Genomic DNA, 20189 nt, shown 5'->3' on the forward strand with positions numbered 1-20189 from the left:
ACGGCCCGACGAGCCGCATCACTCTTGCTCGTCGGCGCGGCTGCGCCGAGAGCCGGCTATTCGCGCCACGAGATCGGCAAGCTCGGTGGGCTGGAAAGCGCTGGCTCCGATCCCCCCGACCGCATTACCACCAACAAGTTCCTCGCTGCCCAAGGGCAGAACCGCGCGTCCGAAACCCAGCTTTTCGGCTTCCTTGAGGCGCTGCTGCGCATGCGCAACCGGCCTCACCGCACCCGACAGGCTGATTTCGCCGAAATAGACGCAATCGGCGGGAAGGGCAAGACCGGTGAGCGAGGAAACCAGTGCCGCCGCCACTGCCAGGTCGGCCGCCGGCTCCGAAATGCGGTAGCCGCCGGCAACGTTGAGATAGACGTCGTGCGTGCCGAAGCGGACGCCGCAATGGGCTTCCAGAACCGCCAGGATCATCGACAGCCGGGCACCGTCCCAGCCGACGACGGCGCGGCGCGGTGTGCCCAGCGTCGATGGCGCCACCAGCGCCTGGATCTCGACCAGCACCGGCCGTGTGCCTTCCATGCCGGCGAAAACCGCGGCACCCGGCGACTTCGCATGGCGCTCACCGAGGAAAAGCTCGGACGGGTTGGCGACTTCCCGCAAGCCCTTGTCCGACATTTCGAAGACACCGATCTCATCGGTCGGCCCGAAGCGATTCTTGACCGTGCGCAGGATGCGGTAGTGGTGGCCGCCTTCGCCCTCGAAATAGAGCACCGCGTCGACCATGTGCTCGACGACGCGCGGTCCGGCGATCTGGCCCTCCTTGGTGACGTGGCCGACCAGAACGATCGCCGCCCCTGTGGATTTTGCGTAGCGGATCATCGCCTGGGCGGCGGCACGCACCTGGGTCACCGTGCCGGGCGCCGAATCGGCCATATCGGTCCACAGCGTCTGGATCGAATCGAGAATGACCAGATCCGGCCGCTTACCATCGGCGATGGTGGCGAGGATGTCCTCGACATTGGTTTCGGCGGCGAGCTCGACCGGGGTGTCGGCGACGCCGAGCCGCTGGGCGCGCAGCCTGATCTGCGCGACCGCCTCTTCGCCCGAGACATAGACGATGCGGTGGCCCTTTGCCGCCAGCGCGGCCGCGGCTTGGGTGAGCAGCGTCGACTTGCCGATGCCGGGATCGCCGCCGACCAGCAGCGCCGAGCCGCGCACGAAGCCGCCGCCGGTGGCGCGGTCGAGTTCGCCGATGCCGGAGACGATGCGCGGCGCGTCCTCGATGTCGCCGGAGAGGCTGGTCAGCACCACCGCGCGGCCCTTGCGGGCGTTGCGCGTATTGGCCGGGCCGGAACCTATGCCGCCTGACGTGCCTTCCTCAACCAGCGTGTTCCACTCGCCGCAGGCATCGCATTTGCCAGCCCAGCGCTGATGCACCGAACCGCAATTCTGGCAGATGAACTGAATGCGGGATTTGGCCATCAGGCGCGGCCTGCGGCAATTGAAAGACAGGTCGGCGGGACAGCGCCCCCCTCTGTCCTGCCGGACATCTCCAATCTCCCCCCTCGTGGGGGAGATGTCTGGCAGGACAGAGGGGGGCGTGAAGGAACGCCGTACTCCCGCATTCTTGTTGCGACATCTGCCAAACGCTTACTCAAACCTCTCCGCAATATGATGCTCTTCCGCAAGGTCCGAGAAGCGGGTGAATTCGCCCTGGAAGGCGAGGCTGACCGATCCCGTTGGGCCGTGGCGCTGTTTGGCGACGATGACCTCGGCCTTACCGCGCATCTCGTTCATCTCGTGTTCCCACTTAATGTATTCGTCGGTGCCCGGCTTCGGCTCACGGTTCTTCAGATAATATTCCTCGCGGTAGACGAACAGCACCACGTCGGCGTCCTGCTCGATGGAACCCGATTCGCGCAGATCCGAAAGCTGCGGGCGCTTGTCGTCGCGGCTCTCGACCTGGCGCGACAGCTGCGACAGCGCGATGATCGGCACCGCCAGCTCCTTGGCTAGTGCCTTGAGGCCGGTGGTGATCTCGGTGATTTCCTGGACGCGGTTTTGCGAGGATTTCGCGCTCGATCCCTGCATCAGCTGGATATAGTCGATAACGATGACGTCGAGGCCGCGCTGGCGCTTCAGGCGACGCGCGCGGGCCGACAGCTGAGCGATGGAAATGCCGCCGGTCTGGTCGATGAACAGCGGGATTTTCTGCATTGTCTGCGAGCAGGCGACCAGCTTTTCGAAATCCATCTCGCTGATCTCGCCGCGCCGGATTTTCGACGACGGGATTTCCGTCTGTTCGGAAATAATGCGGGTGGCCAGCTGTTCGGATGACATTTCGAGCGAAAAGAAGCCGACGACGCCGCCATTGGCCGCCTTGAACGAGCCGTCCGCCTGCTGCGCCGGGACATAGGCTTCGGCGATGTTGAAGGCGATATTGGTGGCGAGCGACGTCTTGCCCATGCCGGGGCGGCCGGCAATGATGATCAGGTCGGACGACTGAAGGCCGCCCATGCGGCGGTCGAGATCGCGCAAGCCGGTAGCAACGCCCGACAAATGCCCGTCGCGCATATAAGCCGCATTGGCCATGTCGACGGCGGTCTTGACGGCATCGGTGAAGCTCTCGAAGCCGCCATCGTAGCGGCCGGTTTCGGCCAATTCGAACAGGCGCCGCTCGGCATCCTCGATCTGGTCGGAGGGCGACATGTCGACCGGCGCGTCATAGGCGATGTTGACCATGTCCTCGCCGACAGTGATTAGCGCGCGCCGCGTCGCCAGATCGTAGATGGCGCGGCCATAGTCGGTGGCGTTGACGACGGTGACGGCCTCGACCGCCAACCGCACGACATATTGCGCCACCGTCATGTCGCCGACCTTCTCGTCGGCCGGCAGGAAGGTCTTCAGCGTGATCGGCGTCGCGATCTTGCCCATGCGGATGAGCTCGGCCGCGACCTCGAAGATCTTTCTATGCAGCGGCTCGTAGAAATGGCCGGGCTTCAGGAAGTCGGAGACGCGGTAGAAGGCATCGTTGTTGACCAGTATGGCGCCGAGCAGCGCCTGCTCGGCCTCGATATTGTTCGGCGCCTCGCGATAGAGCGGTGTTTCCGCCACGCCGAATTTTCGTGCTGCCTCTGCCATGATGTCCCCGGTCCTGATCCCCGTCTCTCGATATCAGAACGAGACAAGTCGGTGATGACTTATCTGCATCAGTCCCTAACCAACCAACTTTGATGCCCGCGATTCACAGCCAGGATCTTTCGGTGGAAAGAATCTCGATTGACTCGAATCAAGATGGCGAGCCTAGCCGTTCTCGGGCGAGAACAAAACAGGAAAATAGCTGCCGGTCATTCCGGCAAGGCATCACCCCAATCCAGTCGCCGCGCGGCCTTGAACGTCTCGCCGTCGCGCTTGGTGAACAGTCGCTCGGCAGCACCCCCATCCTGTTCGCAAAGCTTCAGCAAGACCTTGCCGGACCCCGACTTCGGCGGTGCGATCACTCGCGCTCGAGGCGGAGCGGCCGGATGGCGGGAGGCCGCGACAAAGATGAATTTCTCGTCCTCCCACGGCACCTCGGCATCCTTGGCCAGACGGTGTAGGCGCGAGCGGGCGACGCGGCGGGCGAAATGGCACCAGTCGGGGGCAACGAGCGGGCAGGGCGCCTCATGCGGGCAGGGCGCAAGCACGTGCGCGCCCGCCTCGATCAACTGCCGCCGCACGGCAAGAATACGCTGCCAGCCGGCCGGCGTGCCCGGCTCGACCACCAGCAGCGTGTCTGCGGTCAGCTGCCAGAGCCGGTCGACGAGTTTTGCCAGCGATGCCGGCGCGATCTCATCCAGCACATAGGCTGAAGTCACCAGCTCGGCCGGCTCCAGATCGACCAGGTCGATGGTGATGTCGCCGGTCCGCCAGGCGGTCCTGGCCGTGATCGCATCCGCGGCAAGTGCTTCGCCGACCCTTCGTACCGCGGCGCCGGCCTCGAGTAGCACCGCCTGTTCGAGATCCGGCCAGAGATTGATTGTGGCCCAAAGCACCGTGCCAGGGCCGGCGCCGACATCGAGCAAGGTCTTCGGAGCATAGGCGGGCCGAGACTCGCCCACCGCATCGAGGCTGGCGCGAACGGCCGCATAGGTCGCCGGTAGCCGCGTTGCCAGATAGGCCTTCACCGCCATGTCTTCGGCCATGTGCAGGCGACCGTCGCGCAACTCTGCGCGGTAGCGGTCCGACAGCGTCTTTGCCGCTTGCTTAAGCATCGGCAAAGGCACCTGTTCGAGAAGGCGGTCGACGCCTTGTCTAAGCGGGACGGGCAGTTCCATCGCTTAGGCAGTCCGAGGTGCGAGCAGAATGACCGAGGCGCCAACGATGCAGATCGCGGCACCGGCAAGATCCCAGCGGTCGGGGTGCACGCCTTCCGCCAGCCACAGCCAGGCCAGCGAGGGGGCAATGTAGATGCCGCCATAGGCGGCGTAGGCCCGGCCCGCCGCGCTGGTGTCGACCAGCGCCAGCAGCCACGCGAATAGCACGAGCGAGACGAGACCGGGCGCCAACCACAGCGGCGACTTGTCCAGCCGCCACCACACCCAGAACGAAAAGCAGCCGGCGATCTCGGCAAGTGCGGCGGCGACGTAGAGGAGGTAGGTCATGAAAAAAGGTCCCGCGTTTGACGGGACCCTTTTCAGCGTGCCGGCCGGCAATGGCAAGTGGCGATGGCGTGATGCCGGCAGTCTACTCCGGATCCGCCACCTTGCGGCGGCGAGTGGGCTTGGCAACTGGAGCCTTTTCGCGACGTCCAAGATCGCGCATCTCCAGCGCCTTCTCGCAACTGGCCATGTAGTCGCGCGTCATCGGCAGCGTGTCGTTCTTCTTGGCAATCTGGATCTGGAAGATCACCAGATCCTGCCAGCGGAAGGCAGCTTCCGAGGCGGCAAGATAGAACTCCCACATGCGGCAGAAGCGCTCGTCATAAATCGCCCTGGCCTTGTCGCGGTTGGCCGCGAAGCGCTCGCCCCAATGCTTCAGCGTCTCGGCATAATGCAGCCGCAGAACCTCGATGTCGGTGACGACGAGCCCCGATTTTTCGATGGCCGGCATCACTTCGGATAGCGACGGGATGTAGCCGCCCGGGAAGATGTACTTGCGGATGAAGGCGCTGGTTGCCCACGGCACGCCGGAGCGGCCGATCGTGTGCAGCAGCATGACGCCGTCCGGCTTCAGCAGCGTCGCCGACTTGTCGAAGAAGGTGCGGAAATGATTGACCCCGACATGCTCGAACATGCCGACGGAGACGATGCGGTCGAAACGTTCATTGAGTTCGCGATAGTCCTTGATGTCGAAATGCACCCGGTTTTGCAGGCCTTGCGCATGGGCGCGGTCGGTGGCGACGCCGTGCTGCTCGGTCGACAGCGTCACGCCCTGTACGTCGACGTCGAACGCCTTGGCTAGATAGAGCCCAAGCCCACCCCAGCCGGAGCCGATATCAAGAACCGTCTGGCCGGCCTTCAGCCTGAGCTTGGCGGCGATATGGCGCTTCTTGGCCGCTTGTGCCTCGTCGAGCGTCATGTCCGGCTGCTCGAAATAGGCGCAGGAATATTGCATGTCCTCATCGAGGAAGAGGCGGTAGAGGTCGCCCGACAGATCGTAATGGCGCTGCACGTTGCGGCGCGCCCGCGACGCCGTGTTGATCTGCTGCAGGCGCCGGAAGGCGTGGCGCAGACCTTCGATGGCCTTCGACCAGGTGGCATCGATACCGCCGCTGCCCATGTTCTGGAAGGCAATCCGCATCACCCCCAGCACGCCGCCCTCGAGAATGTCGAGTTCACCGTCCATGTAGGCTTCCGGCACCGCCAGCATCGGATCGAAGGTTATTGCGCGCTCGGCATGCCTTGTCTTGATGTGCATGTGCACCGGCTCGCCGCTGCCGTCACCGAAAGTCACCATCGAGCCTTGCGGCCCTGTCACCTTGAGATTGCCTGTGCGGACCAGGCGGTCGAGAACGCGTTTCAGCAGAATATTCATGACCAATTGTCCCCTCTCGGCCAGACATGCTGTCCTATTCTGCATCAAGATATAGGGGTTCGAAAAGTTCCATTTGGCATAAAAATGCCCGGGTACGAGGCCCGGGCATTGGTCCAGAATAGTGATTAGCCGGCGAATGCCGACGAATGACGATCAGCCGTTGTCTTCGCCGCCTTCGAACTCCGCATTCGGATCGAAGAAGTTTTCCGGCCGCGCATTATCGTTGATGTCCTCGCCGTAGATGGCTTCGGCGGTGGTCAGCGTTTCGCCCTTGGCCTGGCGCTCGGCTTCGTCGGCCGTGCGGGCAATGTTGAGCGTGATGGTAACCTCGACTTCCGGGTGCAGCGCGATCGCCACATTGGTGACGCCGATGGTCTTGATTGGCTGGTTGAGCAGGATCTGGTTGCGGTTGACCGAAAAACCTTCCGCCGTCACCAGCTCGGCGATGTCGCGCGTCGAGACCGAACCATAAAGCTGACCGGTTTCGCCGGCCGAGCGCACGGCGATGAAGCTCTTGCCGTCGAGCTTTTCTGCAATCTGCGCGGCTTCGGACTTGCGCTCCAGGTTGCGGGCTTCGAGCTGGGCCCGCTGTCCCTCGAACTTCTTCTTGTTAGTTTCGTTGGCGCGCAGCGCCTTGCCTTGCGGCAGCAGGAAATTGCGGGCAAACCCGTCCTTGACCTTGACGGTATCGCCCATCTGGCCGAGGCGGGAAACGCGTTCGAGAAGAATGACTTCCATGGTTTTGTTCCTTCGCTTGGGCGCTGTCCTCAGGATCGGCGCCGAGTTGTCTGGAACAGGTCAGGAAGCTGGGGCGTCGCCGCCTGTGTCGCTGTCCTGCCTGTCGCGGCAGTTAGGATCTCTTGTCGAAATCCAACCCGGGATTTGGTGTTCGATCCGGCTACGCCCGTCGTGGCCGGTGAAAAGCGGGCGGCGAACCGCCCGCTGGCTAGACCATGATCCCGAAAAGTGGAAACCGGTTTTCGGATAAGATCATGGTCAACTAATCAGTGTTAGCGGACCACGTAGGGCAGCAGGCCGAGGAAGCGGGCGCGCTTGATCGCCTTGGCGAGCTCGCGCTGCTTCTTCTGGCTTACGGCGGTGATACGCGATGGAACGATCTTGCCGCGCTCGGAGATGTAGCGCTGCAGAAGCCGCACGTCCTTGTAGTCGATCTTCGGCGCATTGGCGCCGGAGAACGGGCAGGTCTTGCGGCGACGGTGGAAGGGGCGCCGGGTTGGGATCTGGTTGATGTCGACCATTATTCTGCGGCTCCTTCAAAGCCTTCGCGCGGACGGCGCGGGCCACGATCGGCACCGCCATCGCCGAAGCTGCGCGGCGGACGATCACCACGGTCACCGCGATCGCGGTCGCCGAATGAGCGCGGGCCACGATCGCCACGGTCGCGATCGCCGAAGCCGCCGCGTTCCGAGCGCTCTTCGCGCTTCTGCATCATTGCCGACGGACCTTCCTCATGCGCATCGACCTTGATGGTCAGGAAACGCAGCACGTCCTCGGACAGGCCCATCTGGCGCTCCATCTCGTTGAGCGCGGCCGGCGGGCAGGTGATGTCCATGAGTGTATAATATGCCTTCCGGTTCTTGTTGACCCGGTAGGTGAGGGACTTCAGTCCCCAGTTCTCGACCCGGCCGACGGACCCGCCATTCGCGGTGATGACGCCCTTGTACTGTTCGACAAGCGCATCGACCTGCTGCTGCGAGAGGTCCTGCCGGGCAAGAAACACATGTTCGTATAGAGCCATAGTGTTTATGCCTTTCTTCGTTTCTCTCCCGGTTCCCGGCGGCAAAAGCCTCTGCAACTTCTCTGACCCGCAATCCTTGCGAAGCGGGGAAGAAAGGAGCATGACGAGACGGTCGAGAGCGGAGACACGGGAGGCGGAAGCGCTTCTGGCTTCACGCGAAGGATTCGAAAAACCTCCGGCCCTCCGTTCAGCCCCCAGCAAGGACCGGCAGATTGCGGGCGTCTATACAGGAATTTGACCGCAAAGCAAGGCCAAACCACGGAGCAAACGGCCCTAACGTCCCAGAGCGCCACGGGCCTCGACGGCAAGGCTTACGGATTCCTGAAACCGGACCTTAACCACCATGCGAAGTTCCAGCACCGGCGGGCGTGGCGGCAACCCCTCGTTCATCATGCGGATGCAAAAGCAAACAGTCTGCGCGAGTTCGGCAGCAGGCGGTTTGGGGACAAAAATGCTTTTCGACAAATTCTGCCGTTCGAAGAGCGGCAACTTTGCCCTGATGCTGGCGTTCGGGCTGCCTGCGGTTCTGACCGCCGTCGCCTTTGCCGTGGACGTGTCCACCTTGATGAGGGCCAAGGTCAGCTTGCAGAATGCGCTCGATGCCGCGAACCTTGCATCTTCGCATCTCGGCGACATCGAGGCTTCGCGCAAGGACGTCTTCGACCGCTACTTCCAGACCAATGTCGCCGGCCACAGCGAGTTGAGGAACGCCGAAGCGACGCTTACCGTGGAAAGGGGCCTCAATTACATCCAGACCAAAGCTGTCGCCACGGCGGACGTCAATTTGAACTTCGCCTTCCTGTTCGGCAACGACAGGCGCATCACCGTCGATGCCGGCGCCGTCGAATCGACCAATCAGCTCGAAGTCGTGCTGGTGCTCGACAATACCGGGTCGATGGCCAGCAACGATCGCATCGGCGCATTGCGGACGGCGGCAACGGCCCTGATCGATATGCTCGAAGCGGCGAAGTCGCCGACGCGCAGCGTACGTGTCGCGGTGGTGCCGTTCGTCACCGCGGTCAACGTCAAGGGCGAGGACTACGATCCGGCCTGGATCGACATGGCCGGCAAATCGCCGAACAACGGCGCCAATTTCCCCTCGGTCGGCGGCAAGCGCGTCAACCATATGGATCTGTTCAAGCAATTGGGCGTCGAATGGAGAGGCTGTGTCGAAGCGCGGCCAGGAACCAACAATGTTTCCGACATTTCGCCCGACCAAAACAAACCGGACACCCTGTTCGTACCTTATTTCGCGCCGGACGATCCAGGTAACGCTAGAAATCCAAACAGCTCCTACGGCAATTCAGCGACCGGCTACAACAATTCCTATCTCGACGATACCGTCGTCACCCTGCTTCCCGGCCTCACCAGCGACATGGCGAAGTACAGTGTTTCGACGATGAAGCTCATCAACGACAAGAGAGGCCCACTGACTATCGGCCCAAACCGGGCCTGTCCGACGCCGATAGTGCCGCTGACCGATGATTTCGACAAATTGCGGAAGGCCGTCGGTGAGATGATCGAATGGAACGGCTCGGGGACCAATGTTTCGGAAGGCTTGTCATGGGGGATGCGGGTGCTCTCGCCGGCACCGCCTTACAGCGACGGCGCGCCGTTCAGGGCGTCAGGCACGACCAAAACGGTGCTGCTGCTCACCGACGGCGAGAATGTTGTCTATGGCGCGAAGGATACGCCACAGAAGTCGGACTATGGCTCCTACGGATTCCTGGCTTCGGGTCGGTTTGGATCCAGCGACCAGACCGCGGCTGCGCGCAATGTCGACGATTGGACAACCAATGTATGCAACACATTGAAGAAGCAGGACGTGCAGATCTTCACAGTGCTGCTGCAGGCCGACACCGCAGCCAACCGCAAGCTCTACGAGGCCTGCGCATCGTCGCCGTCGGATTATTACCCGACCAACGACGTCAGTCAGCTCGAAGGCGTCTTCCTGAAAATCGGAAGCTCGATTTCGCAGCTGCACTTGACGAACTGAACGACGTCGGCCGCTCTCCCGCCGCCGCTGCTCAACTCGTGTGTGCAGCCACTTTGCCTGTGGTTTCGGGGAAGAAATCGGGCGCCGCATGGCGCTTGCCGAACATCATGTCGTATTGCAGCAGACGGAAGTCGCGGATTGCCGGATCGATCTCTTTCTGACGCGACCAATCGGGGGTGGCGTCGCCCCCCGGTGCCAAAAGCAAATTGCGGTCGATAACGCGGTAGCGCTCTCGCAACTGTCCGAGGAAGCCGGTGTAATAGGGATGGCTGATGCCGGCTGTCTTCAGGATATGGTAGGGCAGGAAGGACGGGCTGACGGCGCCCAGATCCTCGGTCGGGCCGCTGCGATTCGACCAGACGATCAGCGGCGTCTGGTGGTGCAGCAGCATCTGGTCGGCCGCCTCCTTGCGCGGCGCAACATTGTCCTTCAGGAAGCCGGTCTCGACGTAGACCGGCCCAAGCGGCGGCAGATGGTCGCCGAAGAACGCGATGACGGTCGGCCGCTCGCGTTTCTTCGCCCATTCGATCAGCCGCTCGAGGCCGCGGTCCGCGTCGGAAGAGCCTTCGGCATAGCTCAACAGCGATTCACGCGCCCATTGGCTGATCGGCGCCTGCACCTTGTGGGTCGGATTGTTATAGCGATACGGCTCATACGGCCCGTGGTTCTGCAGGCTGACGGCGAAAAGGAACACCGGCTCGGCGCTGGTATCGGCTTCGTGGATGATCTCGTCGGTCATCGCAGCGTCCGACGCGAGCGGTCCGCGCTTCTGCATGGGCGGCAACGTCTCCTCGGACTTGAAGTCGTTGAAGCCGAAATCGGCATAGACGGCCCCCCGGTTCCAGAACCAATTGGTGCCGGGATGGATGGCGCGCGCCCGGTAGCCCTGACTTTTCAGGAAGGTCGCCAGCGAGGGAGTCGGTGTCCGCACATATTGCTGGTAGGGAATGCTGCCCGCCGGCAGGAAGGCGTTGGAAAAGCCGGTCAGGGCCTCGAACTCGATGTTGGCCGTCATGCCGCCGAACTCGGGCGAGAACATGTAACCCGTGCGCAGTGCCCGCACATTGGGGATAGGGTCGGGTGTGATGGTGACGCCAGGCAGCTTGGTCGGATCCCAGAAGGATTCGCTCATGACGACGATGATGTCGGGCTTCTCGGCAGGTACCGAGGCGGTCACCTGCGGTTTGCCGATCGCTTCGATCGCCTTGTCGGAATAGCCGGGCGGCGCCGAGACATGCGCCATCGGAACGTTAAGCGCGAAGGCGAGCGCAAAACCGTTTGAGGCATAGTTTTCCTTCTGGTCCCACATGATCGGGATGATCTGCAGCCGGTCGCGCGTCCACGAGAAAGTGGCATAGTCCATGATGGAAACGAAGAAGGCGATCAGCGGTACTGTCAGCGTCAGCCGGGCAAGGCGGCCCTTGTGGCTGAGCGCCGGAACGCGGCGGCGCCATAGCCGCCAGCCATAGACGAGCAGCGACAGCCCGCCGACGATGCCGATCGCCAGGGCAATGGCGGTTCCCGGGCGATCGCGTACCAGAAGCGGCATCAGTGCCACGATCTGCCGGGAATAAAGGAAATCGGTCGGATAGAGCGGATCGCCGAGATACAGCGACTTCTGGTGGCCGACGAACGCCAGCGACAATGTCAGCGGCGCGACGATCATCAGGCTCTGATGACTGCGGCCGAGCACGGCGTCGAGGCCGATGAGGATCAGCGCAAAAATGATGATCGTGGTCCAGCCGGGTTTGAAAGGCTGCAGAAAGAAATCAATGGTGCCGGCAAAGTTGCCGCGCACGATCAGTTCGATGGCAAACACAAGGATGGCCGCAGCCAGCAAGCTGATAAGGCCATAGCGGATGACAGGCCATTTGCGCGCCGGCAGATAGCCGGTCGACGGATCGCCTTCAAGAAACTGGGGCGCCGCCTCGGCTGCGCTCTGCTTGGTCTTTGCCACTTCAATAGTTCCCCGGCCCGCAACAAAAGCGTCACTCGATTGTCATCGAACTGTCACGCAAAGCCTAGCGCCTGTGGCGGAAATAAGAAGAGCCAGCAAACAAATCGTGAGCGGTTTTCATCATGAGTGATCGCCAAAAAGCCTGCCGAAACAGGCACTCGGCCGATATTACGCGATCAAGGTTGGACTTGACTTGGCCGCACGCCTTGCGTCACAGGCAACGTGAACCAGCAGCTGGGAGCCGCCGATGGCCATCGCATTCACCTTTCCGGGGCAGGGCAGCCAGGCTGTCGGCATGGGCAAGGACCTCGCCGATACCTTTGTGGAATCGCGGCGGATCTTCGAGGAAGTTGACGACGCGCTCGGCGAAAACCTATCGAAGCTGATCTGGGAAGGCCCGGAAGAGACGCTGACGCTGACCGCCAACGCCCAGCCGGCGCTGATGGCGGTGTCGCTTGCCGCAATCCGGGCGCTGGAGGCGCGCGGCTTCTCCCTGAACGGCAAGGTCACCTATGTCGCCGGCCACTCGCTCGGCGAATATTCGGCACTTGCGGCCGCAGGTTTCGTTTCGGTCGCCGACGCCGCCCGGCTGTTGCGCATCCGCGGCAATGCCATGCAGGCGGCTGTGCCGGCCGGCGAGGGCGCCATGGCGGCGATCATCGGGCTGGAACAGGCCGACGTCGAAGCCGCTTGCGCAGAGGCCGCCCAGGGCGCCGCCAAAGATCCCGCACAAGCCTTGGTTTGCCAGATCGCCAATGACAATGGCGGCGGCCAGCTGGTGATCTCCGGCGCCAGGCCAGCGGTCGAACTGGCGGCGAGGCTATGCACGGAGAAGGGCGCCAAGCGGGCGCTGATGCTGCAGGTCTCGGCGCCCTTCCATTCGGCATTGATGAAGCCTGCGGCCGAGATCATGCGGGAGGCGCTGGCCGCCGTGACGAAGAGTGCGCCGGTCGTGCCGCTGGTCTCCAATGTTACGGTGACCCCGACGAGCGATCCCGACGAGATCGCCCGCCGACTCGTCGAACAGGTGATCGGGCGCGTGCGCTGGCGCGAAACGGTGGAGTGGTTCGGCAGCAACGGCGTTGTGACGCTTTACGAAGTGGGCGCCGGCAAGGTGCTGTCGGGGCTGGCCCGCCGCATCAACCGCGACATTGCCACCAGCAGCATCGGATCGGCGGCGGAGGTCGAGACGGCACTTGCCGCCTTGGGTGACCACGTAGCTTGAATTCATCAGTGCTTGCCGCTACATGAATACATGTATCGCAACAAGGTGCGGCATGCCCACATCGATCCGCCTTTCTCCTGAAGTCGAGCAGCGCCTGGATTTTCTCGCGGCCAAGACTGGTCGCAGCAAGGCCTACTATCTGCGCGAGCTCATTGAACGTGGTCTGGAGGACTTGGAGGATTACTACCTGGCTGCCGAAGTCGTTGAGCGGATCAGGCGTGGTGAAGAAGACGTCATGAGAGCCGAGGACTTCTGGCGTGGCCTGGACGCTTGAATACGCCCACTCGGCGCGAAAATTTGTCGAAAAACTGGATCCGCAGACACGTCACCGTATCCGTGATTTTATTGAAAACCGCATTGCCGTTCTCGACAACCCGCGTGAACTCGGCAAACCGCTGAAGGGCCCGCTCGCAACCTTTTGGAGATATCGCGTCGGGGATTATCGCATCATTTGCGATGTGCAGGATAACCGGCTCGTCATTCTGGTGGTAACCATAGGCCACCGCGGCAACGTTTACAGATAGCCGAACTCACCGGCCCGTATGATTGGCCAGTACGATTTGGGAAGAGGATAAAGCATGTTCGAATTGACCGGCCGCAAGGCGCTCGTCACCGGCGCATCGGGAGGTATAGGCGAGGCGATCGCCCGCGTGCTGCACGGCCAGGGCGCCATCGTCGGCCTGCATGGCACACGTATCGAGAAATTGGAGGCGCTGGCCGCCGAACTGGGCGACCGGGTCAAGCTTTTCCCGGCCAATCTTTCCAACCGCGACGACGTCAAGGCGCTCGGCCAGAAGGCGGAAGCTGACCTCGAAGGCGTCGACATCCTCGTCAACAATGCCGGCATCACCAAGGACGGGTTGTTCGTGCGCATGGCTGACGCCGACTGGGATAGCGTGCTCGAGGTCAACCTGACCGCCGTGTTCCGGCTGACCCGCGAGCTTACCCATCCGATGATGCGGCGCCGCCATGGCCGCATCATCAACATCACTTCAGTGGTTGGCGTCATGGGTAATCCCGGCCAGACCAACTATTGCGCCTCCAAAGCCGGTATGATCGGCTTTTCCAAATCGCTGGCGCAGGAGATCGCCACCCGCAATATCACCGTCAACTGCGTCGCCCCGGGCTTCATCGAATCCGCGATGACCGCCAAGCTCAACGACAAGCAGAAAGAGGCGATCATGGCGGCGATCCCGACCCGGCGCATGGGCACGGGCGCCGAAGTCGCCTCAGCCGTCGCCTACCTCGCTTCCAACGAGGCAGCCTACGTCACCGGCCAGACCATTCATGTGAATGGCGGCATGGCAATGATCTAACACTTGGGAAAACGCTTCATTCCGTCTTGGATGCACGGGATTTTTCGTGTAATGCCGCCCGCAACCCGGCGGTTCGGGCAAAAACCGGTCCTGTTCCGCTGCGTTTCCGGCAGGACCATCTTTCAGCTTGATTAGCGGCATTCTGCCCGCTAACGAAGACAGACAACCAAAAGACGAGGATGCCCAAATGAGTGACACCGCAGAGCGCGTCAAGAAGATCGTCATCGAGCACCTTGGCGTCGATGCCGACAAGGTGACGGAGCAGGCGAGCTTCATCGATGATCTGGGCGCGGACAGCCTCGACACGGTCGAACTTGTCATGGCGTTCGAAGAAGAGTTCGGTGTCGAAATCCCGGACGACGCCGCCGAGACCATCCTGACTGTTGGCGATGCGGTGAAATACATCGACAAGGCCTCCGCCTGACGCTATTTGCAGTCATCACCGGGGAGGACCTGCGATGAGGCGTGTCGTCGTCACGGGCCTTGGGCTGCTTTCGCCGTTCGGCATGGGCTTCGAGCACAGCTGGAAGGAGCTTCTGACCGGCCGCAGCGCAGCCAAGCGCATCACCGAATTCGAGGTGGAAGATCTTGCCTGCAAGGTCGCCCACGTCATTCCGCGCGGTGACGGCTCCAATGCCACTTTCAATCCTGAAGCCGTTCTCGAGCCGAAGGAACTGCGCAAGATCGGCGACTTCATTCTGTACGGGATCGCGGCCGCCGACGAGGCACTCAAGGATTCCGGCTGGCAGCCGAAGACGCATGAGGAACAGTGCGCCACCGGCGTGCTGATCGGTTCGGGCATCGGCGGCATCGAAGGCATCGCCGAGAATGCGATGATCCTCAAGGAACGCGGTCCGCGCCGCATCAGCCCATTCTTCATCCCTGGCCAGATCATCAACCTCGTCTCCGGTCAGGTCTCGATCCGGCATGGGCTGAAAGGCCCCAACCATGCCGTCGTCACCGCTTGCTCGACCGGTGCGCACGCCATCGGCGATGCCGCCCGGCTGATCATCTGGGGCGATGCCGACGTTATGGTCGCAGGCGGCGCCGAAGCGCCGGTGACGAGACTGTCGGTCGCGGGGTTCGCCGCTTGCCGCGCGCTCTCCACCGAGCGCAACGATGCGCCACAAACGGCCTCACGCCCCTATGATCGCGATCGCGACGGCTTCGTCATGGGCGAGGGCGCCGGTGTTGTCGTGCTCGAGGAGCTCGAACACGCCAAGGCCCGCGGCGCCAAGATCTATGCCGAGGTCACCGGCTATGGTCTGACCGGCGACGCCTATCACATCACCGCGCCTGCCGAGGACGGCGACGGCGCTTTCCGTTGCATGACCGCGGCGCTGAACCGGGCGAAGCTGACGCCGGCCGATGTCGACTACATCAACGCGCACGGCACCTCGACCATGGCCGATACGATCGAACTCGGCGCCGTCGAGCGGCTGGTCGGCAACGCCGCCTCGAAGATATCGATGTCGTCGACCAAATCGTCGATTGGCCACCTGCTGGGCGCGGCTGGTGCTGCCGAGGCGATCTTTTCGATCCTCGCCATTCGCGACAACATCGCGCCGCCGACCATCAATCTTGACAATCCGGAGCGCGAAACGGCGATCGACCTGGTGCCGCACAAGCCGCGGGCCCGGCAGATAGACGTGGCGCTGTCCAACTCCTTCGGCTTCGGTGGCACCAACGCCTCGCTCGTCTTCCAGCGCTACAATGGCTGACCGCTCTGCCGGTTTCCGTCTGCCGTCAATTTTGCCATATTCGCCCCTACTCTGCCCGAGGGGATTCGTCGCAAGATCAAATGGTAGGGCGCTATGAACACAAATCCGGCCGATAACGGGGAATTCGGGCAACGGCCAGCAACGCCCACGCCCGGCCCGATCGTGCCGAAGACGGCCAGCGAGGCGTTGCGGCCCGAGGCCGGCACGCCGCCGCCGAAGCGCTCGCGTGCCTCGCGCAGCCAGTTCGTCGTGTTCATGAACTTCGTCATCTCTTCGGTGATGCTGATGGTGCTGGCGGCAGGCGTTGCGCTGTATTTCGGCAAGCAGGAGTTCAACGAGCCCGGCCCGTCGGCCAATGGCGACACTTTCCTGGTCAAGCCGAATAGCGGCGTCCAGGAAATCGCCGACCAGCTTGAGCGGCGAGGTCTGATCAGCGACGCCCGCATTTTCCGCCTTGGCGTGCGCGCCTTCGGCAATGATTCCGCCCTGAAGGCCGGCGAATACGAGATCAAGCCGCAGGCGTCGATGCACGATATCATGGAACTGCTGAAGAGCGGCAAGTCGGTGATGTATTCGCTGACTATCCCCGAGGGGCTGACGGTCGAGCAGGCGCTGCAACGGATCGCTGAGCAGGACGCGCTGACCGGCGATATGCCGTCGACCACTCCACCTGAGGGCAGCCTCGCCACCGACACGCTGCGTTTCACCCGCGGCGCAACACGCCAGCAGATGGTCGACAAGCTTCTGGCCGACCAGAAGAAGCTGGTCGACGAGGTCTGGCAACGCCGAGCGCCGGATCTGCCGATCGCCAACGTTGAGGATTTTGTCACCCTGGCCTCTATCGTCGAGAAGGAGACCGGCAAGGGCGATGAACGCTCGCGCGTAGCCGCCGTCTTCCTCAACCGGCTGGCCAAGGGTATGCGGCTGCAGTCGGACCCGACCATCATCTACGGCCTGTTCGGCGGCAAGGGCAAACCCATCGACCGCCCGATCTATCAGTCGGACATCCAGAAGCCGACGCCCTACAACACCTATCTGATCAACGGGTTACCGCCGACGCCGATCGCCAATCCCGGCCGTGCGGCGCTGGAGGCTGTCGCCAATCCGTCGAAGACCAGCGATCTCTACTTCGTCGCCGACGGCAGCGGCGGGCACGTCTTTGCCTCGACGCTCGATGAGCATAACGAGAATGTCGCTCGCTACCGGGCACTGCTGAAAAAGCAGGCGCAGGACGCCGCCAAGGCCGGAGCAACCAATACCGGAGCCGACACGCCGGCGGGAGCCATCGTTGACGATGCAGGCCCCACCGCCGCCCAGTAGGGCCGGACGCCATCAGTTTGGCCCTGTGCATATCCGGGTGGATGTGCAAGGGCTGCCATGGCATTGAAATTCACATGGTCCTGTCCGGAGAAAATCGCTCCGGCTTGAGGGGCATTCGGCAAAGGGACGCACGGCTACATGAACTTGCAGAGCATGACCGGTTTTGCGCGCAGTGTCGCCGAACACGACGGCACTTCGATTGCCTGGGAAGCCAAGTCCGTCAACGGCAAAAGCGTCGAGGTCAGGCTGCGGCTGCCGCAAGGTTTCGACCGGTTGGAGCCGGCCGTCCGGCAGACGGTGCAGAAGCGTTTTGCGCGCGGCAATTTCCAGATGACGCTGACCATTGGCCGCGCCGCCGGCGCGCAAGCGCAACCCGTGGTCAACGAGGCTTTCCTGAAGGATCTGGCGGGCTTGGCCAAGCGGCTGCAGGAGCAGTTCGGAGTAGCCCCTGCGGCGGCCGACGGCCTGCTTGCGCTGCGCGGCGTCCTCGACATTCCCGAAACCATCGAAACCGAAGAGGCGCGCAGTGCGCTCGATACCGCAATACTGTCGGCGCTGGAAGCAGCACTGAACGGGCTGCACCAGGCGCGCCAGGGCGAAGGTGCGGCACTTCGTTCCCTGCTGTCCGGCCATATCGATGCCATCGAGGCGCTGACGCTGCGGGCCGAGGCCGATCCATCACGCGAACCGGCCACGATCCGCGAAAGGCTCGCCGAGCAGATCCGCCTGTTGATGGACGCGTCTGCCAACCTGGACGCCAGCCGGCTGCATATGGAAGCGGCGTTCCTGGCCACCAAGGCCGACATACGCGAGGAGATCGACCGGCTGAAGACACATGTGGCGTCAGGCCGGGCGCTGCTCGGCGGCGGCGGCGCCATCGGCCGCAAGCTCGATTTCCTGGCACAGGAATTCAACCGCGAATCGAATACGCTGTGTTCCAAGTCGAATGCTGCCGCGGTCACCGCCATCGGGCTGGAACTGAAGGCGGTCGTCGACCAGTTTCGCGAACAGGTCCAGAATCTGGAATGATCCCGATGCCAAGCCACATGACTGCCAAGCCCCATGACCGCTAGGGATGTGGGTTCCCGCATTCGGCGCCGCGGGCTGATGCTGGTCTTGTCGTCGCCGTCAGGCGCCGGCAAGTCGACGATTGCGCGCAATCTGCTGGAGAGCGATTCCAGCCTGGAATTGTCGGTCTCGGTCACCACGCGGCCACGCCGCGGCAGCGAGATCGAGGGGGTCCATTACCACTTCCGTACCATGCGCGAGTTCGAGCGGCTGCGCGATTCCGATGCGCTGCTCGAATGGGCGGAGGTGCACGGCAATTGCTACGCGACGCCGCGCGAGCCGGCTGAACAGGCGCTGGCCGAAGGCCGCGACATGCTGTTCGACATCGACTGGCAAGGCGCTCAGCAGCTCAAGGAGAAGATGCGCGCCGACATCGTCTCGATATTCATCCTGCCGCCATCGATGAAGGAATTGAAGGCGCGGCTGAAGCGTCGCGCCGAGGACCAGGAAGCGGTGATCGAGACGCGGCTCAAGAACGCCCGCAACGAGATCGAGCACTGGAAGGAATATGATTTCGTCATCGTCAACGACGATCTCGACCGCGCTTTCGCCGAGGTGCGCGGCATCGTCACCGCCGAACGGCTCAGACGCGATCGCCGGCCCGGCCTGTTCGATTTCGTCTCGGGGCTGCTCGACGAGAAGACGGATTGATCAACGCGCTATCCCCTCGACCAGGATCAGATTGCGGCTGAGCGCGGCGTCGCGCAGCTCCAATGCAGCGGCGTATTCGGCCGAGCGATACCAGCGCCGCGCCGTGTCCATGTCGGGGAATTCGACGATGATCAGCGGCCCGGGAGACCAGTCGCCTTCCAACATTTCCACCTTGCCACCGCGTACCAGATAGCGCCCGCCGTGCTGGGCGATGGGGGCAGCCGCGCGGATGCGATAAGCTTCGATCGCCTCTGCGTCGCGGATCGTGACGTCGGAAATGACATAGGCGGCCATTGCTTGTCTCCGGGCAGGTTTGTCCGGCTATCTATGCCGTGAGAGCGGAAATTCCACGCAGACGCGTCCCGGCATCACACCGCGTTGGTCAGGCGAACGAACTCCTCGACGCTCAGCGTCTCGGCGCGCCTGGTCGGATCGATGCCGGCACGGGCAAGCAGCGCCTCGCCGCCGAGGCTTTTCACGCTCTGCCGCAGCATTTTCCGGCGCTGGCCAAACGCCGCTTCGGTGACGCGGCTGAGCCGTTTCACCTCTGCCGGCAAGGGGCTGGCGCGCGGCACCAGATGCACCACCGAGGACGTCACCTTGGGTGGCGGCGTGAACGCCTGCGGCGGCACGTCGAAGGCAATCCTCGCCTCCGTCCGCCAGCCTGCCAGCACGCCGAGCCGACCATAGGCATCGCTTCCGGGGCTGGCTGCAATGCGTTCGGCGACCTCGCGCTGGAACATCAGTGTCATCGATGTGTAGAAGGGCGGCCACTCGGTGACGGTCAGCCAGCGGATCAGCAATTCGGTGCCGATATTGTAGGGCAGGTTGGCGACGATTTTCGTCGGCCCGCCGCTTTCCCCTTTAGCAAGCGCTGCAAAATCGGTTTTCAGCGCATCGCCGGCTACGATCTCTAGCCGGCCCGGATAGTGGTTCGAGATCTCGGCCAGGGCCGCCAGGCAGCGCTCGTCGCGCTCGATGGCGACGACCCGCCGGGCGCCGTTGAGGAGCAGGGCCCGGGTCAGCCCGCCCGGACCGGGACCGACCTCGATAACCGTAACGTCGCTCAGGTCGCCGGCGGTTCGCGCAATCTTGCTTGTCAGGTTAAGGTCGAGCAGAAAATTCTGGCCCAGCGCCTTTTTCGCCTGCAGCCCATGGCGCTCGATCACCTCGCGCAGTGGCGGCAGGCCGTCTATGCTCATCGGG

At 63.0% G+C, this 20189-nt stretch carries 21 protein-coding genes; 10 read left to right on the forward strand and 11 right to left on the reverse strand.

The genetic code is table 11. The annotated features are described in order from the left end of the window. Positions 1-18: 18 nt before the first annotated feature. From radA to rpsF, 8 genes are all read right to left on the reverse strand, one after another. Positions 19-1437: a DNA repair protein RadA gene (radA, locus tag NKH30_RS03700; protein ID WP_352471084.1), complete on the reverse strand. Its 1419-nt coding sequence runs from the start codon at positions 1435-1437 to the stop codon at positions 19-21. A 168-nt stretch (positions 1438-1605) separates the two neighbouring features. Next, entirely contained in the window at positions 1606-3096 is a 1491-nt protein-coding gene (locus tag NKH30_RS03705) for a replicative DNA helicase (protein ID WP_352471085.1), read from the reverse strand. A gap of 206 nt (positions 3097-3302) precedes the next feature. Next, positions 3303-4271, reverse strand: coding sequence for a small ribosomal subunit Rsm22 family protein (locus tag NKH30_RS03710; protein WP_352979840.1), 969 nt, complete (start codon positions 4269-4271; stop codon positions 3303-3305). A 3-nt stretch (positions 4272-4274) separates the two neighbouring features. Beyond that, the gene (locus NKH30_RS03715) at positions 4275-4598 is read right to left on the reverse strand and encodes a YnfA family protein (protein ID WP_352979841.1); all 324 of its coding nucleotides are present in this window, start codon (positions 4596-4598) and stop codon (positions 4275-4277) included. Between the two features lie 82 nt (positions 4599-4680). Next, positions 4681-5970: a cyclopropane fatty acid synthase gene (locus tag NKH30_RS03720; protein WP_352471088.1), complete on the reverse strand. Its 1290-nt coding sequence runs from the start codon at positions 5968-5970 to the stop codon at positions 4681-4683. A 153-nt stretch (positions 5971-6123) separates the two neighbouring features. Then, positions 6124-6708: a 50S ribosomal protein L9 gene (gene rplI / locus NKH30_RS03725; protein WP_352542730.1), complete on the reverse strand. Its 585-nt coding sequence runs from the start codon at positions 6706-6708 to the stop codon at positions 6124-6126. Positions 6709-6980: 272 nt separating this feature from the next. After that, a complete protein-coding gene (rpsR, locus tag NKH30_RS03730; RefSeq protein WP_006203718.1) occupies positions 6981-7229 on the reverse strand; it encodes a 30S ribosomal protein S18 in 249 nt (82 codons plus the stop codon). Continuing rightward, complete coding sequence (rpsF, locus tag NKH30_RS03735) at positions 7229-7729, reverse strand: 30S ribosomal protein S6 (RefSeq protein WP_292663863.1); 501 nt, start codon at positions 7727-7729, stop codon at positions 7229-7231. The genes rpsR and rpsF overlap by 1 nt, the downstream gene beginning before the upstream one ends. 451 nt (positions 7730-8180) lie before the next feature. Here rpsF and NKH30_RS03740 point away from each other — a divergent pair, with 451 nt between their 5' ends. Then, complete coding sequence (locus NKH30_RS03740) at positions 8181-9725, forward strand: pilus assembly protein TadG-related protein (RefSeq protein ID WP_352994237.1); 1545 nt, start codon at positions 8181-8183, stop codon at positions 9723-9725. Positions 9726-9756: 31 nt separating this feature from the next. Here the strand turns inward: NKH30_RS03740 and NKH30_RS03745 are convergent, their stop codons facing one another. Next, a complete protein-coding gene (locus NKH30_RS03745) occupies positions 9757-11682 on the reverse strand; it encodes an LTA synthase family protein (protein WP_352994240.1) in 1926 nt (641 codons plus the stop codon). Between the two features lie 247 nt (positions 11683-11929). Between NKH30_RS03745 and fabD the strand changes: the two genes are divergently transcribed. From fabD to gmk, 9 genes are all read left to right on the forward strand, one after another. Beyond that, positions 11930-12907, forward strand: coding sequence for an ACP S-malonyltransferase (gene fabD, locus NKH30_RS03750; protein ID WP_352471091.1), 978 nt, complete (start codon positions 11930-11932; stop codon positions 12905-12907). A gap of 52 nt (positions 12908-12959) precedes the next feature. Further along, positions 12960-13181: a type II toxin-antitoxin system RelB family antitoxin gene (relB, locus tag NKH30_RS03755; protein ID WP_352467166.1), complete on the forward strand. Its 222-nt coding sequence runs from the start codon at positions 12960-12962 to the stop codon at positions 13179-13181. Then, positions 13165-13431, forward strand: coding sequence for a type II toxin-antitoxin system RelE family toxin (locus NKH30_RS03760; protein ID WP_352471092.1), 267 nt, complete (start codon positions 13165-13167; stop codon positions 13429-13431). Before relB ends, NKH30_RS03760 begins: the two co-directional genes overlap by 17 nt. 54 nt (positions 13432-13485) lie before the next feature. After that, positions 13486-14223 carry a 3-oxoacyl-[acyl-carrier-protein] reductase gene (fabG, locus tag NKH30_RS03765; protein ID WP_352471093.1) on the forward strand — a complete coding sequence of 246 codons (738 nt, stop codon included), beginning with the start codon at positions 13486-13488 and terminating at the stop codon, positions 14221-14223. Positions 14224-14410: 187 nt separating this feature from the next. Further along, positions 14411-14647 carry an acyl carrier protein gene (locus NKH30_RS03770; protein ID WP_006203723.1) on the forward strand — a complete coding sequence of 79 codons (237 nt, stop codon included), beginning with the start codon at positions 14411-14413 and terminating at the stop codon, positions 14645-14647. Between the two features lie 34 nt (positions 14648-14681). Continuing rightward, positions 14682-15944: a beta-ketoacyl-ACP synthase II gene (gene fabF, locus NKH30_RS03775; RefSeq protein WP_352454402.1), complete on the forward strand. Its 1263-nt coding sequence runs from the start codon at positions 14682-14684 to the stop codon at positions 15942-15944. Between the two features lie 93 nt (positions 15945-16037). Continuing rightward, a complete protein-coding gene (gene mltG / locus NKH30_RS03780; RefSeq protein WP_352471094.1) occupies positions 16038-17264 on the forward strand; it encodes an endolytic transglycosylase MltG in 1227 nt (408 codons plus the stop codon). A 138-nt stretch (positions 17265-17402) separates the two neighbouring features. Continuing rightward, positions 17403-18293 carry a YicC/YloC family endoribonuclease gene (locus NKH30_RS03785; RefSeq protein ID WP_352471095.1) on the forward strand — a complete coding sequence of 297 codons (891 nt, stop codon included), beginning with the start codon at positions 17403-17405 and terminating at the stop codon, positions 18291-18293. Between the two features lie 33 nt (positions 18294-18326). Next, positions 18327-18983 (forward strand): guanylate kinase, encoded by a 657-nt coding sequence (gene gmk / locus NKH30_RS03790; RefSeq protein WP_023677701.1) that lies wholly within the window; start codon positions 18327-18329, stop codon positions 18981-18983. Here gmk and NKH30_RS03795 read toward each other — a convergent pair whose 3' ends face one another. Both NKH30_RS03795 and rsmA read right to left on the reverse strand, forming a co-directional pair. After that, positions 18984-19277, reverse strand: coding sequence for a DUF1330 domain-containing protein (locus NKH30_RS03795; protein WP_352471096.1), 294 nt, complete (start codon positions 19275-19277; stop codon positions 18984-18986). It abuts the gene before it with no gap. A gap of 74 nt (positions 19278-19351) precedes the next feature. Further along, positions 19352-20185, reverse strand: a complete 834-nt coding sequence (gene rsmA, locus NKH30_RS03800; RefSeq protein ID WP_352994243.1) for a 16S rRNA (adenine(1518)-N(6)/adenine(1519)-N(6))-dimethyltransferase RsmA — start codon at positions 20183-20185, stop codon at positions 19352-19354. Between the last annotated feature and the right edge of the window lie 4 nt (positions 20186-20189).

The organism is Mesorhizobium sp. M1273 (genome assembly GCF_040318195.1).
In the GTDB taxonomy this organism is placed as follows: domain Bacteria; phylum Pseudomonadota; class Alphaproteobacteria; order Rhizobiales; family Rhizobiaceae; genus Mesorhizobium.

Excerpts from the sequence above, each read along its gene's own strand:
- radA (WP_352471084.1), bottom strand. The coding sequence starts at position 1,437 with ATGGCCAAATCCCGCATTCAGTTCATCTGCCAGAATTGCGGTTCGGTG.
- NKH30_RS03705 (WP_352471085.1), bottom strand. The coding sequence starts at position 3,096 with ATGGCAGAGGCAGCACGAAAATTCGGCGTGGCGGAAACACCGCTCTAT.
- NKH30_RS03710 (WP_352979840.1), bottom strand. The coding sequence starts at position 4,271 with ATGGAACTGCCCGTCCCGCTTAGACAAGGCGTCGACCGCCTTCTCGAA.
- NKH30_RS03715 (WP_352979841.1), bottom strand. The coding sequence starts at position 4,598 with ATGACCTACCTCCTCTACGTCGCCGCCGCACTTGCCGAGATCGCCGGC.
- NKH30_RS03720 (WP_352471088.1), bottom strand. The coding sequence starts at position 5,970 with ATGAATATTCTGCTGAAACGCGTTCTCGACCGCCTGGTCCGCACAGGC.
- rplI (WP_352542730.1), bottom strand. The coding sequence starts at position 6,708 with ATGGAAGTCATTCTTCTCGAACGCGTTTCCCGCCTCGGCCAGATGGGC.
- rpsR (WP_006203718.1), bottom strand. The coding sequence starts at position 7,229 with ATGGTCGACATCAACCAGATCCCAACCCGGCGCCCCTTCCACCGTCGC.
- rpsF (WP_292663863.1), bottom strand. The coding sequence starts at position 7,729 with ATGGCTCTATACGAACATGTGTTTCTTGCCCGGCAGGACCTCTCGCAG.
- NKH30_RS03740 (WP_352994237.1), top strand. The coding sequence starts at position 8,181 with ATGCTTTTCGACAAATTCTGCCGTTCGAAGAGCGGCAACTTTGCCCTG.
- fabD (WP_352471091.1), top strand. The coding sequence starts at position 11,930 with ATGGCCATCGCATTCACCTTTCCGGGGCAGGGCAGCCAGGCTGTCGGC.
- relB (WP_352467166.1), top strand. The coding sequence starts at position 12,960 with ATGCCCACATCGATCCGCCTTTCTCCTGAAGTCGAGCAGCGCCTGGAT.
- fabG (WP_352471093.1), top strand. The coding sequence starts at position 13,486 with ATGTTCGAATTGACCGGCCGCAAGGCGCTCGTCACCGGCGCATCGGGA.
- NKH30_RS03770 (WP_006203723.1), top strand. The coding sequence starts at position 14,411 with ATGAGTGACACCGCAGAGCGCGTCAAGAAGATCGTCATCGAGCACCTT.
- fabF (WP_352454402.1), top strand. The coding sequence starts at position 14,682 with ATGAGGCGTGTCGTCGTCACGGGCCTTGGGCTGCTTTCGCCGTTCGGC.
- mltG (WP_352471094.1), top strand. The coding sequence starts at position 16,038 with ATGAACACAAATCCGGCCGATAACGGGGAATTCGGGCAACGGCCAGCA.
- NKH30_RS03785 (WP_352471095.1), top strand. The coding sequence starts at position 17,403 with ATGAACTTGCAGAGCATGACCGGTTTTGCGCGCAGTGTCGCCGAACAC.
- gmk (WP_023677701.1), top strand. The coding sequence starts at position 18,327 with ATGACCGCTAGGGATGTGGGTTCCCGCATTCGGCGCCGCGGGCTGATG.
- NKH30_RS03795 (WP_352471096.1), bottom strand. The coding sequence starts at position 19,277 with ATGGCCGCCTATGTCATTTCCGACGTCACGATCCGCGACGCAGAGGCG.
- rsmA (WP_352994243.1), bottom strand. The coding sequence starts at position 20,185 with ATGAGCATAGACGGCCTGCCGCCACTGCGCGAGGTGATCGAGCGCCAT.